Origin of the sequence: Pseudomonas sp. RA_105y_Pfl2_P56 (genome assembly GCF_963970845.1) — a bacterium.
GTDB lineage: Bacteria > Pseudomonadota > Gammaproteobacteria > Pseudomonadales > Pseudomonadaceae > Aquipseudomonas > Aquipseudomonas baetica_A.
Map to the genome: position 1 here is coordinate 35139 of NZ_CAXAPL010000039.1, position 18161 is coordinate 53299.

Consider the following 18161-nt stretch of genomic DNA (forward strand, 5'->3'; position numbering starts at 1 on the left):
GAGGAGCACCGTCAGAGCGTATCCACCAACCAGTCCCGAAACGCCTTCAGCGACGGCAGAGTTTCGTTGCGCGGTGGATAGACCAGGTAATAGCTGCGCCGACTGGTGATGGGTTCTCCCAGTTGCAGCAACTCACCATTCAACAACTCTTCCTCGACCAGAATTCGTGGCACCAGGCCTACGCCGATATTCGCGCGTACGGCCTGAATCAAGTGCGACGTCATTTCAAAGCTCGGCCCGATGCGCATGCTGCGATGCGGCAAGGCGTGATGGCTGAACCATTCCGCCCATGCCTGGGCATTACTGCTGACGTTGAGCAGCAATTGCCCGGCGATGTGCTGCTCTGCGCCATTGCGCTCGGCGGCAGACCACTGTGCACTGGCGATCACCACCAGTTCTTCGGTGTGCAGGGGCAGGGCTGTCAGCCCTGGCCATTCACCGCCGCCGACGCAGATGGCGGCATCGATTTCACTGGTATCAAAGTCAATCGCTTCGATGCGTGAGTGCAGGTGCACGGTCATGCCCGGGTGCGCGGTGTAGAAGTCCTTGAGGCGCGGCAACAACCATTTCGAGCCAAACGTTGGCAGCGTTGCCAATCGCAAACTGTGGATGCCGGAACCAAACGCCATGGCTTGCAGGGTCGCGCTGCGGATCTGCCCGAGGGCTTCGGCGAGTTCGCGTTGATACATGCGCCCGACATCGGTCAGGACGACTTTGCGACCTTCGCGATTGAACAAGCGCATGCCGAGCATCTTCTCCAGAATTTGCACCTGACGGCTGACCGCACTTTGCGTCAACGACAGCTCATGGGCGGCGCGGGTGTAGCTTTCATGGCGTGCGGCGGCCTCGAAGGCCAGCAATAACGACATGGAGGGCGTGAGCGTTCGCGGATTCATTCGTAAAAGTCATTGATAGCGGGTCGAATTTACGGTTGTCCCAGCGTCCTTCAACAATGAACATGGGCACCATTAGATGGCGGAGGGTGACGCAATCATTCGTTGCGTACAACTGTTCACCGCCACACGACCCGAATTTGCCCTGAGATGCCCTGACCGATGATTGCCCAACTGTCGCCCGCTACCGCACTGACGGCCGATTACCAGCAGTTCCTCAAAGCCCTGAAGGCCAGCGGTTTTCGCGGTGAAATCAGCGCCGACTACGCCAGCCGCGTGGTGTTGGCGACCGACAACTCGATCTATCAACGCCTGCCACAAGCGGCGGTGTTTCCCATGGATGCCGAGGATGTGGCGCGGGTTGCACGGCTGATCGCCGAGCCTGCTTACAAACAAGTGGTGATCACACCACGCGGCGGTGGCACCGGCACCAATGGGCAGTCGCTGACCGACGGCATCGTCGTCGACCTGTCGCGGCACATGAACCGCATTCTGGACATCAACGTTGAGCAGCGCTGGGTGCGGGTGCAGGCCGGGGTGGTCAAGGATCAGCTCAACGCCGCGCTGAAATCCGCCGGGCTGTTTTTCGCACCGGAGTTGTCGACCTCCAACCGTGCCACCGTCGGCGGCATGATCAACACCGACGCCAGCGGCCAGGGCAGTTGCACCTACGGCAAGACCCGCGACCATGTGCTCGAACTCGACATGATCCTGCGTGGTGGCGAGCGTCTGCACGGTCTGCCACTGGAGGAAAGCGAGTTGACAGCGCTGTGTGCCCGGCAAGACCGGGTTGGCGACGTCTATCGCTGCGCCCGGCAGATCATCGATGAGCAGGGCGCACTGATCAAAGAGCGTTTCCCCGATCTCAACCGCTGCCTGACCGGTTACGACCTTGCGCATCTGCGTGAAGCCGATCACCGTTTCAACCTCAACAGTGTGCTGTGCGGTGCTGAAGGTTCGTTGGGGTTTGTGGTCGAGGCGAAGTTGAATGTGCTGCCGATCCCCAAGCACACGATGCTGGTGAACATTCGTTACGCAGGCTTCATGGACGCGCTTCGCGATGCCCGGGCCTTGATGGCGCTCAAACCGTTGTCGATCGAAACCGTGGACTCCAAAGTCCTGCTGCTGGCGATGCAGGACATCGTCTGGCACGGCGTTGCCGAGTATTTCCCGGAAAGCGCCGAGCGGCCAACCCTGGGGATCAACCTGGTCGAGTTCTGTGGTGATGATCCCGAAGACTTGCAGCGCAGGGTCGAGACCTTCATCGAACACTTGATCAGCGATCAAACCGTTGAGCGGCTGGGCCACACGCTGGCCGTCGGGCAGGCCGCCGTGAGCAAGGTGTACGGCATGCGCAAACGGGCGGTTGGTCTGCTCGGCAACGTCGCCGGTGAAGCGCGGCCGCAGCCGTTTGTCGAAGACACCGCCGTGCCGCCGCAGCATTTGGCCGAGTACATCGCCGAGTTGCGCGATTTGCTCGACAGCCATGGCCTGCAGTACGGCATGTTTGGCCATGTCGATGCGGGCGTGCTGCACGTACGACCGATTCTCGACATGAAAGATCCGCAGCAAGCGGCGCTGGTGCGCCCGGTGTCCGACGGTGTTGCCGCGTTGACTCAACGCTACGGCGGACTGCTGTGGGGCGAGCACGGCAAAGGCCTGCGCTCGGAATACGCACCGGCGTTTTTCGGTGAGCTGTATCCGGCACTGCAAGCCCTGAAGGCGGCGTTTGACCCGTTCAACCAATTCAACCCGGGCAAGATCGCCACTGCCGCCAATACCGATGCGACGTTGCTGAAAATCGACGAAGTGACTTTGCGCGGCGAACTGGATCGGCAGATCGACGAAAAAGTCTGGCAGAGCTACGGCGCGGCCATGCACTGCAACGGCAACGGTGCCTGCTATAACTTCGACCCGGACGATGCGATGTGCCCGTCGTGGAAAGCCACCCGTGAACGTTCGCAGTCGCCCAAGGGCCGGGCTTCGTTGATTCGCGAGTGGCTGCGGTTGCAGGGCGAGGCGGGGGTTGATGTGTTGTCGGATGCCATTCGCCGCCCGGCGTTTTTCTCATCGCTGTGGCAGCGCTGGCGCAACAGCCGTGCGCAGTCCGAAGACTTCTCCCATGAGGTCTACGACGCCATGGCCGGTTGCCTGGCGTGCAAGTCCTGCGCGGGACAATGCCCGGTCAAGGTCAACGTGCCGGAGTTTCGTTCGCGGTTTCTTGAGCTGTATCACAGCCGTTATCTGCGTCCGGCACGGGACTATCTGATTGCCTCGCTGGAATACAGCATCCCGTACATGGCGCGTATTCCGGCGCTGTACAACGGTTTGATGGGCGCCTCGTTTATTCGCCGCCTGCTCGAACGCTTGGGGGGCATGGTCGATGTGCCGCTGCTCAGTCGCTTTGATTTTCACGCAGCCATGCGCCGTTGGCAGGTGCAACCGGCGACGGTGGCGACCTTGTCTGCACTGAGCGCGGCGCAACGTGAGCGCAGCGTGGTGCTGGTGCAGGACGCCTTCACCCGTTACTTCGAAGCACCGCTGCTGGCAGACCTGATCGAACTGATTTCGCGTCTGGGTTATCAGGTGTATCTGGCGCCGTTCAGCGCCAACGGCAAACCCCTGCATGTTCAGGGTTTCCTGTCGGCGTTCAACCGCGCGGCGCTGCGCAATGCCCGGCAACTGCGTGAATTGGCGGATGTCGGTGTGCCGCTGCTGGGGCTGGACCCGGCGATGACCCTGGTGTATCGCCAGGAATACTTGAAAGTGCCCGGCATGGAGCAATGCCCGGAAGTGGCGCTGGTGCAGGAGTGGTTGCTCAAGGTGATGCCGGAACAGGTTCGTCAGGGCAATGCCCAGACGTTCCGTTTGCTGGCCCATTGCACGGAAAAAACCAACGCCCCGGCCGCCACTCGGCAATGGGAGCAAGTGTTTGAACGCGCGGGACTGAAACTGGCGACTCAGGCCACCGGCTGCTGTGGCATGTCCGGCACCTATGGTCACGAGGCGCGTAACCGCGAAACGTCGGCGGTGATCTACGAGCAATCGTGGGCGCGGCAGGTTGATGTGCCGGTGGCGCAGGGCGAGGCGCTGGCCACCGGTTATTCGTGCCGCAGCCAGGTCAAGCGCCAGTCGGATCAGGCGCTGCGCCATCCGTTGCAGGTGCTGCTGGCGGTTCTGCGTCGCTGAGCAGTTCGTCGTCCGGGGCGTTGTCCCAGATCATCCGAGGGTCGAAACTCATCGCCGAGAGCATGGTGAACACCACCACCATGCCGAAGAACAGGATGCCCGGGCGCGGCTCGATATCGCCCAGCGCCTGGAATTTCACCAGCGCTGCGACCAACGCCACCACCAGCACGTCGAGCATCGACCAATAGCCGATCAGCTCGACGAAGCGGAACAGTTTCGAGCGTTCGCGACGCGCCCAACCGCTGCCGCACTGCACGGTGATCAGCAGCAGCGACAGGGCGACGAACTTGATGCCCGGCACCGCGATGCTGGCGATGAAAATGATCAGGGCTATGTCCCACGCGCCACCGTCCCAGAACTCCAGCACGCCACTCATGATCGTGCTGTCGGCGCCGTTGCCGAGCATGACGGTGTTCATCACCGGCAGTAGATTGGCCGGCACATAAAACGCCAGCGCTGCAAACAGGTAGGCCCAGGTGCGAGCCAGTGAATGGGGCTTGCGCCGGTGTAACGGTGCGTCACAGCGCGGGCACTCTTGGGGCTCGTCGCTCATGTCACAGGCCAGCCCACAGCTGTGACACAGGCAGAGATTGAGTTCGCTGGCCGTCGCTGGTCGTTTCATGGAATGTCCCACAGATCACGAATGTCGCGGCCGGCGATGCGGATCATCATCAGGCTCAGTGCGGCAAGGGCAAACAGACCGATGCCCGGCAACACATCAAGCAACCCCGCGAGTTTGAACACCGCCACCATCGCCCCCAGCAGGCAGACTTCGAGCATGCTCCAGGGGCGCAACGTTTCCAGCCAGCGCAAACAGACCTTGAAGCCCGGCGCTCGGCGTGAAGAGAGGGCGAAGCTGAGCACCCAGATCAACAGCACCAATTGAAAGGCCGGGGCGATGATGATCGAAATCGCCGCGACCATCGCCATGAACGTGATGGGCCCTTGACTCAGCGCCAGCACCGAATCCCACAGCGTTGCACTGTTTTTCAGGCCCTTCATGCTGATGCTCATCACCGGGTAGAAATTGGCGAACAACCACAGCATGGCCGCGGTAAAGCTCAGGGCCAGCCGTTGTTCGGCGGTCAAACCGTTGTAGCGCTGCAACACGCCACCGCAGCGCGTGCAAAGGGTCTTCTGATGCTGAGTGAGCACGACTTTTTCGTACACACAGTCGCAGTGCTCACAGATGATCAGGTGTTCGGTGTGGGCCATGGGCGGCACTCGACGGCTGGGCACAAGACCTGATCACTATAGACCCCACCAGCGCCATGGGCTGGGAGGGGCGAATGATTTGTGATCCAGCCACAAGTCCAGTGTGGGCGCGGGCTTGCTCGCGAAGGCGATGTATCAGGCGCCGCGCCTCTGCCGGCGCGCACCGGTGATGGTGCACAGATGACGCAACGTACGACGAAGCCAGATCAGGTCGTGCCGTGATTTTTGCTGCACCGCTGGTGCCTTGGTGTTGCCAATGTGCCGGGCAAAGTCCGCCGCGAGTGTTCCTTCTGTGCCAATCCCTTTGAGTTTCTTCACAAGCCTGCCGTTCTTGTAGAACAGCACCGTCGGCGTTCCCGTGACCAGCGGATGGCGCGGCGACTCACGGGTATTGAGCATGTAGATGTTGGCACGATGCCGATACGGCTCGGCAGTCTGACGAAAAATCGGCCCGGCCCTTTCGCAGGCGGGGCAGTGTTCGTTGGCGAAGTACAGGATGACCGGCCGCCAGGTTTTCAGGGCTTTACGGTAAATGGCAGGCAAGTCCGAACGACGAGTTGTCGTTTGCATGGAAACCTCCTTGTTCAACGAGTGAGCGCGACTGCAACGTTAACCCCCATCGAACCCTCTCATCTACTGTCAGAGTTGACAGGCAGGCATCACTAAAGCAGTGCGCTCGCTTGATCACGGTGCACCCGAATGTTGCCCGAGTACCCGCCCATGTGTGGCCCTCGGTAGCGTTGGGCAGTGGCACCTCACGTAGCGCCTAATGCCGCACATCATGCATCCCTTTGATTCTTCAAGCATTTCAATCCATTGCAGATTCCTGGCGAATCCTGTGGCACACTTTCTGCTATCTATTCCGTAGTAACAAACCAAGTTCCGTTATAGCGGAATAAAAAGTCTCAGGAGTGCTTGCCATGCATCGCCGACCTTCCTTGTTCAAAGCGTGTGTTTTTGTTCTTGCAGCTTCTTCAACTGTCATGGGCCTGGCTCAGGCCGCCGACAGCAAGCTCGACAGTGTGCTGGCCCGCGGAAAACTGATTGTGGGCACCGGCAGCACCAATGCGCCGTGGCACTTTCAGGGCGCGGACGGCAAGTTGCAGGGCTTTGATATCGACATCGCCAGGATCGTGGCCAAAGGGCTGTTCAACGACCCGGGCAAAGTCGAGTTCGTGGTGCAGTCGTCCGATGCGCGGATCCCCAATCTGCTCACCGACAAAGTCGATATGAGTTGCCAGTTCATCACCGTGACAGCCAGCCGCGCCCAACAAGTTGCCTTCACCCTGCCGTATTACCGCGAAGGTGTTGGCTTGCTGCTGCCGAACAACAGCAAGTACAAGGAAATCGAAGACCTGCAAGCCGCGGGCGACAGCGTGACGGTCGCGGTGCTGCAAAACGTATACGCCGAAGAACTGGTGCATCAGGCATTGCCCAAAGCCAAGGTCGATCAGTACGACAGCGTCGATCTGATGTATCAGGCCGTGAACTCCGGCCGCGCCGATGCCGCCGCCACCGACCAGTCCTCGGTCAAATACCTGATGGTGCAGAACCCTGGCCGCTATCGCAGCCCGAGCTATGCCTGGAGCCCGCAGACCTACGCGTGCGCCGTCAAACGTGGCGATCAGGATTGGTTGAACTTCGTCAACACGGCGTTGCATGAAGCCATGACCGGCGTTGAATTCCCGACTTACGCGGCGTCGTTCAAGCAATGGTTCGGTGTTGACCTGCCATCGCCCGCCATCGGTTTCCCTGTCGAATTCAAATGATCCTGTGAGAGTGGGGCGCCCATAACGCGCCCCGCTCAAGGTACTGCTGACCATGAACTATCAGTTGAACTTTGCCGCCGTGTGGCGCGATTTCGACACCTTGCTGGCGGGGCTGGGTCTGGGCCTTGAACTGGCGCTGGTGTCGATCGCCATCGGTTGCGTGATCGGCCTGCTGATGGCGTTTGCCTTGCTGTCCAGGCATCGCGCCTTGCGGGTGCTGGCCTCGGTGTACGTCACGGTGGTGCGTAATACGCCGATCCTGGTGTTGATTCTGTTGATCTACTTTGCGTTGCCGAGCCTGGGGATCCGGCTGGACAAGATCCCGTCGTTCATCATCACCCTGTCGTTGTATGCCGGGGCGTACCTGACCGAAGTGTTCCGGGGTGGCTTGCTGAGCATTCCCAAAGGCCAGCGCGAAGCCGGGCTGGCGATCGGCCTCGGTGAATGGCAGGTCAAGGCCTACGTCACCGTGCCGGTAATGCTGCGCAACGTCTTGCCCGCGCTGTCGAACAACTTCATTTCGCTGTTCAAGGACACCTCGTTGGCTGCCGCGATTGCGGTGCCGGAGCTGACCTATTACGCGCGCAAGATCAACGTCGAGAGCTACCGGGTGATCGAAACCTGGCTGGTGACCACGGCGCTGTATGTCGCGGCCTGTTACCTCATCGCCATGCTGCTGCGTTATCTGGAGCAGCGTCTGGCGATCCGCCGATAGGAGGCAGTGATGTACCAATCCCCCAGTTGGTTGCATGAGTTATGGGTGGCGCGCGAGCCGCTCTGGCAGGGTTTTCTGACCAGTGTGCAGGTGTCGGCGCTGGCGATTTTGTTCGGCACGATGCTCGGCGTCGTCGCGGGTCTGGTGCTGACCTACGGCAAGTTCTGGATGCGCGCACCGTTTCGTTTTTACGTCGACATCATTCGCGGTACGCCGGTGTTTGTATTGGTGCTGGCCTGCTTCTATATGGCACCGGCGCTGGGCTGGCGGATCAGCGCTTTTCAGGCCGGCGCGTTGGGCCTGACGCTGTTCTGTGGCTCCCACGTTGCCGAGATCGTACGCGGTGCGTTGCAAGCCTTGCCTCGCGGCCAGATGGAAGCGGGCAAAGCCATTGGCCTGACGTTTTATCAATCCCTCGGCTACGTGCTGTTACCCCAAGCGCTGCGGCAGATTCTGCCGACCTGGGTCAACTCGTCCACCGAAATCGTCAAGGCGTCGACCTTGCTGTCGGTGATCGGCGTGGCCGAATTGCTGCTCAGCACCCAACAGATCATCGCTCGGAACTTCATGACACTGGAGTTCTACCTGTTCGCCGGTTTTCTGTTCTTCGTCATCAACTTCGGCATCGAATTACTCGGCCGGCACATTGAAAAACGGGTGGCCTTGCCATGACAGACGCTCCAGTTTCCAACGTACAAAACGGCCAGCCACTGCTGGACATCCGTGGCCTGCACAAGCAGTACGGCGCGGTCGAAGTACTCAAAGGTGTCGACCTCAGTATGCAACGCGGCAACGTGGTGACACTGATCGGCTCCAGCGGGTCGGGCAAGACCACGCTGCTGCGTTGCGTGAACATGCTTGAGGAGTTCCAGGGCGGGCAGATCCTGCTCGACGGCGAATCCATCGGCTATGACGACGTCAACGGCAAACGCGTGCGCCACGCAGAAAAAGTCATCGCCCGTCATCGCGCGATGACCGGCATGGCGTTCCAGCAATTCAACCTGTTCCCGCACTTGACGGCCTTGCAGAACGTCACCCTTGGGCTGCTCAAGGTGAAGAAAATGCACAAGGACGAAGCCGTGGTCCTGGCCGAGAAATGGCTGGAGCGGGTGGGCCTGCTGGAACGGCGTAATCACTTCCCGGGTCAGTTGTCCGGCGGTCAGCAACAGCGCGTGGCGATTGCCCGGGCCATTGCCATGAACCCGAGCCTGATGCTGTTCGACGAAGTCACCTCGGCGCTCGACCCGGAGTTGGTCGGCGAAGTGCTTAACGTGATCAAGGGCCTGGCCGACGAAGGCATGACCATGCTGTTGGTGACCCACGAAATGCGTTTCGCTTTCGAGGTCTCGGACAAGATCGTTTTCATGAATCAGGGGCGGATCGAAGAGCAGGGGCCTCCCAAGGAGCTGTTCGAACGCCCGCAATCACCGCGGTTGGCTGAGTTTCTCAAGAGCACGCGGTTCTAATTTTTGCTTTGTAATCAGGAGAAGTACCCATGAGCATTACTCGATACGGCACCGGCAGCACGGCCGCTGGCGGTCAGCCACGCCCCTTCGCTCGCGCCGTTGAAGCGGATGGCTGGCTGCATGTGTCCGGCCAGGTGCCCGCGGTGGATGGCGAGATCATTGTTGGCGGCATCGTCGAGCAGACCCATCAGACCATGAAGAACCTGATCGCCATTCTCGAAGAGGCCGGTTATGGCCTGGAAGATGTGGTTCGCGCTGGCGTATGGCTGGACGACCCGCGGGATTTCACCAGTTTCAACAAGGTGTTCGGCGAATACTTCAAACCTGAGCACGCCCCGGCACGGGCCTGCGTACAGGCGAGCATGATGGTTGATTGCAAGGTCGAGATCGATTGCATTGCGTACAAGAGAAAGGGTTGAGAGGGGGCTTGCTCGCCAAAGCGCTCTTACCGTCGATGCGGCACTCTCGGTAAACTCCCGGCACTTTCATTGGGGACTGCAGAAATGACCGAAGACACCATCAAACGCCGGGCGCGTGGCCTGGACCGAGCGTTCGATATCCTCGATTTCCTCAAGGAAATCGGCCAGCCGCTGCGCCCGAACGACATCGCCAACGGCATCGGCAGCCCGAAATCCACGGTCTATGAGTTGGTCGCGTCCTTGTTGGAGCGGCGGATTCTGGAACCGGTGGGCAAGGACGGTCACGTCTATCTCGGCCGGCAGTTGTACTTCCTCGGTCAGGCGCACCTGCGTCATTTCGACCTCAGCCGCGAGGCAGATCACGCCTTGCAGGAGATCGTCAGCCAGACCCGTGAAACCGCGCAGATGTGCCTGCTCAATGGGCGCAAGTACACGGTGGCATTGATGAAGGAAGGTGAACGGCATTTCCGTATTTCTTCCGACATCGGCGAGAACGCGCCGATTCCGTGGACGGCATCCGGTCGTTTGCTACTGGCGCACCTGAGTGACCAGCAAATCGTCGACCTGATCGACGAAGACGATTACATCCTGCCCGACGGTGAACGCTTGTCGCTGGAGCTGTTTCTGGCGCAGATCCGTCAGGCCGGTATCGACGGATTTTTTTCCTTCGACAGCGTCGCCGACACCTTCACCCATTGCTTCGCCGCTCCGGTCAAAGACCCTAATGGCGTGGCCATTTGCACCCTGTGCATCGTCGCACCACGGGCCGATGCGAAGAACAATTACGACGACTATCGCCGGGTTCTGATCGAGAGCGCCAACAGCCTCGCCCGGCGAATCAACGAATAAACGCGGCGGCCTGCGGGCGCGGCTGCGAGGAGTTTGACCATGACGACTGCCATCAATACTGCTGCGCAAAAGGGCGATGCCGCGATCGGCGCGCACCTGGCGAGTGACGTCAGCCTGCCGGCGCTGGTGCTGCACCGCGAAGCGTTGGAACACAACATTGGCTGGATGCAAAAGTTTGTCAGCGACAGCGGCGCCGAGTTGGCGCCCCACGGCAAAACCAGCATGACCCCAGCGCTGTTCAAGCGCCAACTCGACGCCGGTGCCTGGGGCATCACCCTCGCCAGTGCGACCCAAACCCGTGCGGCCTATACCCATGGCGTACGCCGGGTGCTGATGGCCAACCAATTGGTCGGCACGCCAAACATGGCATTGATTGCCGAACTGCTGGCGGATCCGTCGTTCGAGTTCTATTGCATGGTGGATCACCCGGACAACGTGGCCGATCTCGGTGCTTACTTTGCCTCGCGCGGTGTGAAGCTCAACGTGATGATCGAATACGGCGTGGTCGGTGGTCGTTGCGGGTGCCGTAGCGAGCAGGAAGTCATCGAACTGGCCAAAGCAATCAACGCGCAACCTTCGTTGGCGTTGACCGGTATCGAAGGTTACGAAGGCGTGATTCATGGCGATCACGCGGTCAGCGGCATTCGTGAGTTCGCCGCGTCGCTGGTGCGTCTGGCGGTGCAGTTGCAGGACAGCGGCGCGTTTGCCATTGCCAAGCCGATCATCACGGCTTCGGGGTCGGCTTGGTATGACCTGATTGCCGAATCGTTCGAGGCGCAGAACGCGGGCGGACGTTTCCTCAGTGTGTTGCGCCCTGGCAGTTATGTCGCGCATGACCATGGCATCTACAAAGAGGCGCAGTGCTGCGTGCTCGATCGGCGCAGCGATTTGCACGAAGGTTTGCGGCCGGCGCTGGAGGTCTGGGCTCATGTGCAGTCGATGCCGGAACCGGGGTTTGCGGTGATTGCGCTGGGCAAACGGGATGTCGCGTTCGATGCCGGTCTGCCGGTACCGTTGCTGCGTTACCAGGCCGGTGTGGTGCCGGCGGTGGGCGATGACGTCGGCGCGTGCAAAGTGACAGCGGTGATGGATCAGCACGCATTCATGACCGTAGCGCCGGGCGTTGAGCTGCGCGTGGGTGACATCATTTCCTTCGGCACTTCGCACCCGTGCCTGACCTTTGATAAATGGCGCGTGGGGTTGCTGGTCGACGAGCAGTTGACGGTGATCGAGTGCATGGAGACCTGTTTCTAAGGCTCGCCAATGCGTCTGCCCAGACACCCTCGATCAAACAGAGACCCACAAAATGACCAGCCTCAGCCCCTTGGGCCCACACCGCCCGCGCATCGCCTTGATTGGCGAGTGCATGATCGAACTGCAGCAACGCGCCGACGGCAGTCTGCTGCAAAACTTCGGCGGCGATACCCTCAACACGGCCGTGTACCTGTCCCGCGCCTTGGGCGATCAGGCTCAGGTTGACTACGTCACCGCGCTGGGCGATGACAGCTTCAGCGACGCCATGTGCCAGATCTGGACCAGCGAAGGCATCGGCCTCGATCTCGTGCAACGCCTGCCGGGTCGTTTGCCCGGCCTGTATTGCATCCAGACCGACGCCAACGGCGAACGGCGTTTTCTCTACTGGCGCAACGAAGCGGCCGTTCGCGATTGCTTCACCACCCCGGCCGCCGAACCGATTCTGGCGGCGTTACCGGATTACGACGTGCTGTATTTCAGCGGCATCACCCTGGCCGTGCTCGGTGCGCAGGGCCGGGAAAGACTGATCGAAGTGTTGTCCGAGGCCCGCCAGCGTGATGCGCGGATTGTCTTCGATAACAACTACCGGCCACGTCTGTGGGCGTCGTCGGAGGATGCGAGGGCGGCCTATCGCAGCGTGTTGCCCTATGTCGATCTGGCGTTGCTGACGGTCGATGACGACCAGGCGCTGTTTGGTTTTGCTGACGGCGATGCCGTGTTCGAGGCTTACGCGCTGATCGGCACACCGGAAGTGGTGCTCAAACGGGGCGCCCAGGCGTGTCTGATCCGGTGCGACGGTGAGGTGTTTGAGGTGCCGGCGCAAAAGGTCGAAAAGGTGGTGGACACCACGGCGGCGGGGGATTCGTTCAGTGCGGCGTATCTGGCCAGTCGTTTGCTGGGGGGCAGCCCGACGGAGGCGGCCGCGGCGGGGCACCGGTTGGCGAGTCGGGTGATTCAGGTGCCTGGGGCGCTGATTCCGAGGTAAGCGGTGGATGCCGCTTGCTGCGCAGTCGGTCCGCGAGTCGACCCTTCAGTCCCGGTAAAACACCTGCACCAGGTGATAACCGAACTTGCTCTTGATCGGCCCATGGACCGTGCGCAGCGGCTTCTTGAAAATCACCGCGTCGATCGCACCGACCATTTGCCCCGGCCGCACTTCACCCAGATCACCGCCGCGCTTGCCGGACGGGCAGGTGGAAAATTTTTTGGCCAGCACATCAAACGCTTCACCCTTGGCAATGCGTTGTTTGAGCTGTTCGGCTTCTTCGGCGGTTTTCACCAGGATGTGGCGGGCTTGGGCTTTCATCTTGCGATACCTGATAACGGGGTGACGGCGGGCCGCGGATTATGCCTCAACTCAAGGCGTTTGGCTGAGCATCGTGCGGATCTTGCTGGCCAGAAGCTCAATGGAAAACGGTTTGGCCACCATGTCCATGCCGTCCTCCAGAAAACCCTGACGCTCGGCGGCTTTCTGCGCATAACCGGTCATGAACAGCACCTTGAGTCGTGGGTGCTGCTGCCGGGCGATTTCCGCCAATTGCCGGCCGTTCATGCCCGGCAGGCCAACGTCGGTGACCAGCAAATCCACCCGCACGCCGGATTCCAGCAAGGGCAGGGCGGTCTTCGCGTCTTCTGCTTCGAGGGCGTTGTAGCCCAACTCGTTGAGCAGATCGAGCACTAGCATGCGCACCGCCGGATCGTCTTCGACCACCACCACGGTTTCCCCGGTGACGGTGCTCGGGGTCTGCTCAATCGGCTCCATAGCCGGGTGCTCAGGCTCAACGCCATGCAGGCGCGGCAAGTACAAACGTACGCAAGTGCCCTGGCCCGGCAAGCTGTCGAGGCTGACATGCCCGCCCGATTGCTGGGCAAAACCATAGATCATCGACAAGCCCAGGCCGGTGCCCTGGCCGATGGGTTTGGTGGTAAAAAACGGATCGAACGCTTTCGATCGCACCGAAGGCGTCATGCCGGTACCGTTATCGCTGACCGCCAGCATCAGGTAATCGCCAGCCTTGACTGGCTCAAGCGTCGTGATATCGCTGCCGTCGAGATAGACGTTGGCCGTCTCGATCAGTAACTCACCCCCATGAGGCATGGCGTCCCGGGCGTTGATCACCAGATTGAGCAGGGCGTTTTCCAGTTGGCTGACGTCGGTGCTGACCGGCCACACCTGATCGGCCAGGCGCAATGTCAGTTCGATCGGATCGCCCTTGGTACGGCGGATCAGATCTTCCAGTGAATGGATCAGCGTGTTGACGTTCAGCGTCTTGCGATCCAGCGATTGTCGCCGCGAAAACGCCAGCAAACGGTGGGTCAGCGCCGCCGCACGGTTGGCGGACGACACCGCGGCGTCGGTGAAGCGCCCGATCTCATCGGTCCGGCCGTTGGCGATATAGCGCTGCATCAGGTCGAGGCTGCCAATGATCCCGGTGAGCATATTGTTGAAGTCATGGGCGATGCCGCCGGTGAGCTGCCCGACCGCTTCCATCTTCTGTGCATGGCGCAGCGCGTCTTCGGCGCGCTCGCGTTCGAACATCTCGTTCTGCAGCCGCTGATTGGCCTGAGCCAGTTGCTCGGTGCGGGCGCTGACGCGCTCCTCCAGGGTTTCGTTGAGGTTGCGCAGGGCCTCCTCGGTTTTTTTGCGCTCGGACTCGTCGATCACAAAGATGTAGAAACCATTGACCGCACCCTCTGCGCCCAGGCGCGGCAAGTAGTTCATCAGGGCATGGCGGTTGCTGCCGTCGCGGTGCGGCGTGTAGAGGCTGAATGAGCAAGGCCGGCCCGCCAGCGCTTCGGCGATATACGGTAGGCGCAGGAAATACGCCTCTTCGCCTATCACTTCACGAATCGTGCGGCCATAGAGCTCCTGCGGCGTCTGGCCGTACCAGTCAAGATACGCCGCGTTGTTCAGGCGAAAACGTTCTTCGTGGTCGACATAGCTGATCAGGATCGGCATGGCGTTAATGATCAACTGCAACTCGGTCTGGCTTTGACGCAACGCTTGTTCGGTGTGTTTACGCTCGGTCAGATCGAGCGCGGCGCCGAGGAAGCGTACCGGCCGGTCATGGTGATCCTTGTAGCAGCGCCCGCGAGCAAACACCCAGCGCAGTTGTCCGCCAGGTTGCAGCAGACGATATTCCTCGGCGTATTCGGTGCCGTGGGTGATGCAGTGCTTGATGCTGCGCGCGACCATTGCCCGATCCTCGGGATGCACGCCTTGCAGGTACTCGGTGATTGGCAACTGCCCCGACAGGGCGGGATCGATGCCGTGCAATTGAGCAAAATGCGCGTCGGCAATAAAGCGGTCTTCGCCGATGTCCCAGTCCCAGGTGCCCACCGCATCGGTTGCGGCGAGCGCCAGTTGCAGGCGCTCTTCAGTTTCACGTTGGGCTTTGAGGCTTTCGTCGGAGCGCCGTTGCAGTTCCAGAGCAATACGCCGCCGCTCGTTGGTTTCAATCGCCGTGACCAGAATTCCCGCCACGTTTGCGCTTTCATCGCGGATCGGACTGTAAGTCAGGTCGAGCCAGAAATCGGAATCCTTGCCGTCGTGTTGCAGGGTGAAGCGTCGTTCGCTATAGGTGCGCACCTGGCCTTGTAGGACGGCGCTGTAAATCGGGTCAGTGAAGTCTCGAAGTTCCGGCCATATCTGGTGGGCAGGCTGTCCGAAAGCGCTCGGATGCTTGCTCCCGGCAAGCAGGGCAAAGCCGTTGTTATAGATCTGCGTCAGCTCCGGCCCCCACAACAGCAACATCGGCATCGGCGAGTGAATCACGATGTCCACTGCCGTGCGCAGGCTCTGCGGCCAGGTACCGGAGGCGCCCAGCGGGCTTTGGCTCCAGTCGGTACGGGCGATCAGTGCCTGGGCGTCATCGGTGGTGGGTACAGCGTTCATTACATCAATCCTGAGCGTCGGTCGGTGAGGCGGCGTCTACTATCCTAGTTCGGTAGACGCCATTTGGCCCGTCGCGTCACGGCACCGGGCCTCTCTGTTCATTGAAAGCTTCGCGGGTGCTTTTTGCCATGGAAATCGATGCACTGCTCAAACAACTGGCGGACCGTCACGGCTCGGACCTGTTTCTGTCAACAGGCGCACCACCGAGTGCGCGATTCGACGGGGTGCTGACGCCGTTGAGCGAACAACGCTTCAAGCCCGGTGAGATAGCCTCAATTGCCAACTCGGTGATGGACGCCGAGCAGCGCCGGGAGTTCGATCGGGATCTGGAAATGAACCTGGCAATTTCTCGAACCGGTGTCGGACGCTTTCGCGTAAACATTTTTAAACAGCGCAACGATGTGTCGATTGTGATCCGTAACGTCAAGCTCGACATTCCGCGTTTCGAGGACTTGAAACTGCCGCCGGTATTGCTCGAAACCGTGATGCTCAAACAGGGGCTGATCTTGTTCGTCGGCGCCACCGATTCGGGAAAATCAACGTCACTGGCAGCGCTCATCGATCACCGTAACCGCCACAGCAGCGGGCATATCATCACCATCGAAGACCCGATCGAATACATCCACCGTCATCAGCGTTCGATCATCAACCAGCGTGAAGTCGGTGTCGACACCCGCAGTTTTCATATCGCTTTGAAAAATACTCTGCGTCAGGCGCCGGACGTGGTGCTGATCGGCGAAATTCGCGACCGTGAAACCATGGAACATGCATTGGCGTTCGCCGAGACCGGGCATCTGGTGCTGTCCACTTTGCACGCCAATAACGCCAACCAGGCGTTGGACCGGATTATCAATATGTTCCCGGAGGAGCGGCGGTCGCCGTTGTTGCAGACGTTAGGCGTTAACTTGAGAGCGTGTATCTCACAACGACTTGTGCGCACGGTTGACGGGCAGAGGAGGGCCGCGGTGGAAGTAATGTTGGGAACACCGACTATTAGCGATCTGATAGGCCGCAATGAATTAGGTGAACTTAAAATGATCGTGGAAAAGTCTGGGGCTGTGGGCATGCAGACATTTGATCAGTCATTGTTCAGTCTGTTTGAAGATCAAGTGCTCAGCGAAGAAGAGGCGTTGAAACATGCTGACTCTGTAACTAATTTGAGGTTGAAGATTAAGTTGCAAATGGACAGTGTGAGTCATCGGGAAGAAGGGCATGATGATTGGGGGTTGTTGGAGTAGTTGGGTGTTGGTTTTTTCGTGGCTTACATATTGGCTTATAAATATCTGATGGCTTATCTAGTTGCGAATGGGGTTAGCTTTTCAGGCGCAACTAGAGCGCATAAATATTGATAAGGAAATTGTGATGTCATCTGAGGTTGCAGGAAAGTTGTTCAAGTCTTATGGCGTTTTTTGTCAGGAGCATCAGCGTCGAAAGGCGTTTGATGCTGAAGAGCGAGAGCTCGTACTTGCCCAGTTGCGCGATGGAGTCAAAGAGCAAGGGGTTGATCCGGTTTATAGCTGGCAGGGTTATACCGTTGAGGTGCGGGCAGGCTCGTCTTTTTATGAGGTGTTCAACCCCGGGCGCGTGTTCTGGAGCAAGTTGGCCAACAACGACCGGATCATGAGTGAGTTGCGTCGCCATCGCGCATTGAATATGGCGTTGGTCAGGGTAAATGAAAAAGGTGGAGTTGAAGTCTTTCGCAAGGAAACTGAAAAATGGCATGAAGTGGATCTCGATAATATTCCTCAGCTCACTTATTTATATAAAAATGTTCTGGTCGTTGGTGATATTGCCAAACAGGCTGGCGGGTATATCTATGACGTCGATTATGTCGATATCGATCAATGGCTCAAGTTTCACGGGCTGCCTGTTCCGCAAACGTTGGCGCAAACGAAGAACCTGATCGGTTATTTTGAATTCAATCCGAAAGTGGATGTGCTCGGCAATTTCTGGACACAGTTGGATGCTGAAGATCATTCGCTGATTGTCCTGTCTGCCGAGCAATGTCGCGCCATACGTCTGGTGACTGCACAATTGGTGGGTGCAGGTAAAAAACTGTTGGATGTCCTGCACCGCAATACTGGACAAACCGCCGTCACCGAAGAGAACGTCGCCGGGTGGGTTGGCCGTGTACTGAGCCACACCTTTGCGCGCGATCTGGCCACGGCTTATCTGCAAAAACTGCAGTGGTTTGGTTCTCAGCCGGGAGACACACCCTCAAATTCCGGTCTCGCCCGGTTATTGGTGACCGCACTTTTGTTAGATGTCGATCCATCAATTGGCGGCAGCGCTGTCTGCAAGTCGATTGCCGGCCTTGAGCTTTACGCACCGAGCAATGTCGGACGCGATTCCAAAACCATATGCCAGGAACGGCGTTTTTCAAGGTTGTTGTCGCGTCGCCGTCTAACTATGCCGCTCTTTTCTTGGTCTGCTGCTGCCGATCCGGGTTCAACATCACAGTGCCCATCGGCTCCCAGGTTCTTGTCTGTCCAGACCA

The 18161-nt window shown here is 59.5% G+C and carries 18 protein-coding genes; 10 read left to right on the forward strand and 8 right to left on the reverse strand.

Features of this window, described 5'->3' with window-relative positions:
• Positions 1-11: 11 nt before the first annotated feature.
• Entirely contained in the window at positions 12-896 is an 885-nt protein-coding gene (locus tag AACY11_RS22550) for a LysR substrate-binding domain-containing protein (RefSeq protein ID WP_221729628.1), read from the reverse strand.
• A gap of 159 nt (positions 897-1055) precedes the next feature.
• Between AACY11_RS22550 and ydiJ the strand changes: the two genes are divergently transcribed.
• A complete protein-coding gene (gene ydiJ / locus AACY11_RS22555; RefSeq protein WP_339433130.1) occupies positions 1056-4082 on the forward strand; it encodes a D-2-hydroxyglutarate dehydrogenase YdiJ in 3027 nt (1008 codons plus the stop codon).
• Here the strand turns inward: ydiJ and AACY11_RS22560 are convergent.
• From AACY11_RS22560 to AACY11_RS22570, 3 genes are all read right to left on the reverse strand, one after another.
• Positions 4015-4704, reverse strand: a complete 690-nt coding sequence (locus AACY11_RS22560; RefSeq protein WP_339465938.1) for a paraquat-inducible protein A — start codon at positions 4702-4704, stop codon at positions 4015-4017. The genes ydiJ and AACY11_RS22560 overlap by 68 nt on opposite strands.
• Positions 4701-5297, reverse strand: coding sequence for a paraquat-inducible protein A (locus tag AACY11_RS22565; protein WP_339433132.1), 597 nt, complete (start codon positions 5295-5297; stop codon positions 4701-4703). Before AACY11_RS22565 ends, AACY11_RS22560 begins: the two co-directional genes overlap by 4 nt.
• A 135-nt stretch (positions 5298-5432) precedes the next feature.
• A complete protein-coding gene (locus AACY11_RS22570; protein WP_339495746.1) occupies positions 5433-5867 on the reverse strand; it encodes a thioredoxin family protein in 435 nt (144 codons plus the stop codon).
• A gap of 350 nt (positions 5868-6217) precedes the next feature.
• Here AACY11_RS22570 and AACY11_RS22575 point away from each other — a divergent pair, with 350 nt between their 5' ends.
• From AACY11_RS22575 to AACY11_RS22610, 8 genes are all read left to right on the forward strand, one after another.
• Entirely contained in the window at positions 6218-7066 is an 849-nt protein-coding gene (locus tag AACY11_RS22575) for a transporter substrate-binding domain-containing protein (RefSeq protein WP_339433134.1), read from the forward strand.
• Positions 7067-7118: 52 nt separating this feature from the next.
• Entirely contained in the window at positions 7119-7781 is a 663-nt protein-coding gene (locus AACY11_RS22580) for an amino acid ABC transporter permease (protein WP_038368362.1), read from the forward strand.
• 9 nt (positions 7782-7790) lie between these two features.
• Positions 7791-8453, forward strand: a complete 663-nt coding sequence (locus tag AACY11_RS22585) for an amino acid ABC transporter permease (protein ID WP_339433135.1) — start codon at positions 7791-7793, stop codon at positions 8451-8453.
• Entirely contained in the window at positions 8450-9247 is a 798-nt protein-coding gene (locus AACY11_RS22590) for an amino acid ABC transporter ATP-binding protein (protein WP_339465937.1), read from the forward strand. The genes AACY11_RS22585 and AACY11_RS22590 overlap by 4 nt, the downstream gene beginning before the upstream one ends.
• A gap of 29 nt (positions 9248-9276) precedes the next feature.
• On the forward strand, positions 9277-9666 hold the full coding sequence (locus tag AACY11_RS22595; RefSeq protein WP_339433137.1) for a RidA family protein: 390 nt from the start codon (positions 9277-9279) through the stop codon (positions 9664-9666).
• Between the two features lie 84 nt (positions 9667-9750).
• The gene (locus AACY11_RS22600; protein ID WP_339433138.1) at positions 9751-10515 is read left to right on the forward strand and encodes an IclR family transcriptional regulator; all 765 of its coding nucleotides are present in this window, start codon (positions 9751-9753) and stop codon (positions 10513-10515) included.
• A 39-nt stretch (positions 10516-10554) separates the two neighbouring features.
• Positions 10555-11769 (forward strand): amino acid deaminase, encoded by a 1215-nt coding sequence (locus AACY11_RS22605; RefSeq protein WP_339495747.1) that lies wholly within the window; start codon positions 10555-10557, stop codon positions 11767-11769.
• Positions 11770-11821: 52 nt separating this feature from the next.
• Entirely contained in the window at positions 11822-12754 is a 933-nt protein-coding gene (locus AACY11_RS22610; RefSeq protein WP_339433140.1) for a sugar kinase, read from the forward strand.
• 45 nt (positions 12755-12799) lie between these two features.
• On the opposite strand, the gene AACY11_RS22615 is transcribed toward AACY11_RS22610, so the two are convergent.
• Both AACY11_RS22615 and AACY11_RS22620 read right to left on the reverse strand, forming a co-directional pair.
• The gene (locus tag AACY11_RS22615; RefSeq protein ID WP_007912322.1) at positions 12800-13075 is read right to left on the reverse strand and encodes a peptidylprolyl isomerase; all 276 of its coding nucleotides are present in this window, start codon (positions 13073-13075) and stop codon (positions 12800-12802) included.
• Positions 13076-13126: 51 nt separating this feature from the next.
• Entirely contained in the window at positions 13127-15664 is a 2538-nt protein-coding gene (locus AACY11_RS22620; protein WP_339433141.1) for a PAS domain-containing hybrid sensor histidine kinase/response regulator, read from the reverse strand.
• 128 nt (positions 15665-15792) lie between these two features.
• Between AACY11_RS22620 and AACY11_RS22625 the strand changes: the two genes are divergently transcribed.
• Entirely contained in the window at positions 15793-16902 is a 1110-nt protein-coding gene (locus AACY11_RS22625; protein ID WP_339495748.1) for a PilT/PilU family type 4a pilus ATPase, read from the forward strand.
• Positions 16903-17029: 127 nt separating this feature from the next.
• Here the strand turns inward: AACY11_RS22625 and AACY11_RS22630 are convergent, their stop codons facing one another.
• Both AACY11_RS22630 and AACY11_RS22635 read right to left on the reverse strand, forming a co-directional pair.
• Complete coding sequence (locus AACY11_RS22630) at positions 17030-17386, reverse strand: hypothetical protein (RefSeq protein WP_339495749.1); 357 nt, start codon at positions 17384-17386, stop codon at positions 17030-17032.
• 36 nt (positions 17387-17422) lie between these two features.
• A complete protein-coding gene (locus tag AACY11_RS22635; protein ID WP_339495750.1) occupies positions 17423-17806 on the reverse strand; it encodes a hypothetical protein in 384 nt (127 codons plus the stop codon).
• Positions 17807-18161 lie beyond the last annotated feature (355 nt).

Bases quoted from the DNA above. Each gene is read 5' to 3' on its own strand.
- AACY11_RS22575 (WP_339433134.1), top strand. From the start codon at position 6,218: ATGCATCGCCGACCTTCCTTGTTCAAAGCGTGTGTTTTTGTTCTTGCA.
- ydiJ (WP_339433130.1), top strand. From the start codon at position 1,056: ATGATTGCCCAACTGTCGCCCGCTACCGCACTGACGGCCGATTACCAG.
- AACY11_RS22565 (WP_339433132.1), bottom strand. From the start codon at position 5,297: ATGGCCCACACCGAACACCTGATCATCTGTGAGCACTGCGACTGTGTG.
- AACY11_RS22625 (WP_339495748.1), top strand. From the start codon at position 15,793: ATGGAAATCGATGCACTGCTCAAACAACTGGCGGACCGTCACGGCTCG.
- AACY11_RS22580 (WP_038368362.1), top strand. From the start codon at position 7,119: ATGAACTATCAGTTGAACTTTGCCGCCGTGTGGCGCGATTTCGACACC.
- AACY11_RS22630 (WP_339495749.1), bottom strand. From the start codon at position 17,386: ATGCCATTTTTCAGTTTCCTTGCGAAAGACTTCAACTCCACCTTTTTC.
- AACY11_RS22550 (WP_221729628.1), bottom strand. From the start codon at position 896: ATGAATCCGCGAACGCTCACGCCCTCCATGTCGTTATTGCTGGCCTTC.
- AACY11_RS22620 (WP_339433141.1), bottom strand. From the start codon at position 15,664: ATGAACGCTGTACCCACCACCGATGACGCCCAGGCACTGATCGCCCGT.
- AACY11_RS22600 (WP_339433138.1), top strand. From the start codon at position 9,751: ATGACCGAAGACACCATCAAACGCCGGGCGCGTGGCCTGGACCGAGCG.
- AACY11_RS22605 (WP_339495747.1), top strand. From the start codon at position 10,555: ATGACGACTGCCATCAATACTGCTGCGCAAAAGGGCGATGCCGCGATC.
- AACY11_RS22590 (WP_339465937.1), top strand. From the start codon at position 8,450: ATGACAGACGCTCCAGTTTCCAACGTACAAAACGGCCAGCCACTGCTG.
- AACY11_RS22570 (WP_339495746.1), bottom strand. From the start codon at position 5,867: ATGCAAACGACAACTCGTCGTTCGGACTTGCCTGCCATTTACCGTAAA.
- AACY11_RS22595 (WP_339433137.1), top strand. From the start codon at position 9,277: ATGAGCATTACTCGATACGGCACCGGCAGCACGGCCGCTGGCGGTCAG.
- AACY11_RS22615 (WP_007912322.1), bottom strand. From the start codon at position 13,075: ATGAAAGCCCAAGCCCGCCACATCCTGGTGAAAACCGCCGAAGAAGCC.
- AACY11_RS22560 (WP_339465938.1), bottom strand. From the start codon at position 4,704: ATGAAACGACCAGCGACGGCCAGCGAACTCAATCTCTGCCTGTGTCAC.
- AACY11_RS22585 (WP_339433135.1), top strand. From the start codon at position 7,791: ATGTACCAATCCCCCAGTTGGTTGCATGAGTTATGGGTGGCGCGCGAG.
- AACY11_RS22610 (WP_339433140.1), top strand. From the start codon at position 11,822: ATGACCAGCCTCAGCCCCTTGGGCCCACACCGCCCGCGCATCGCCTTG.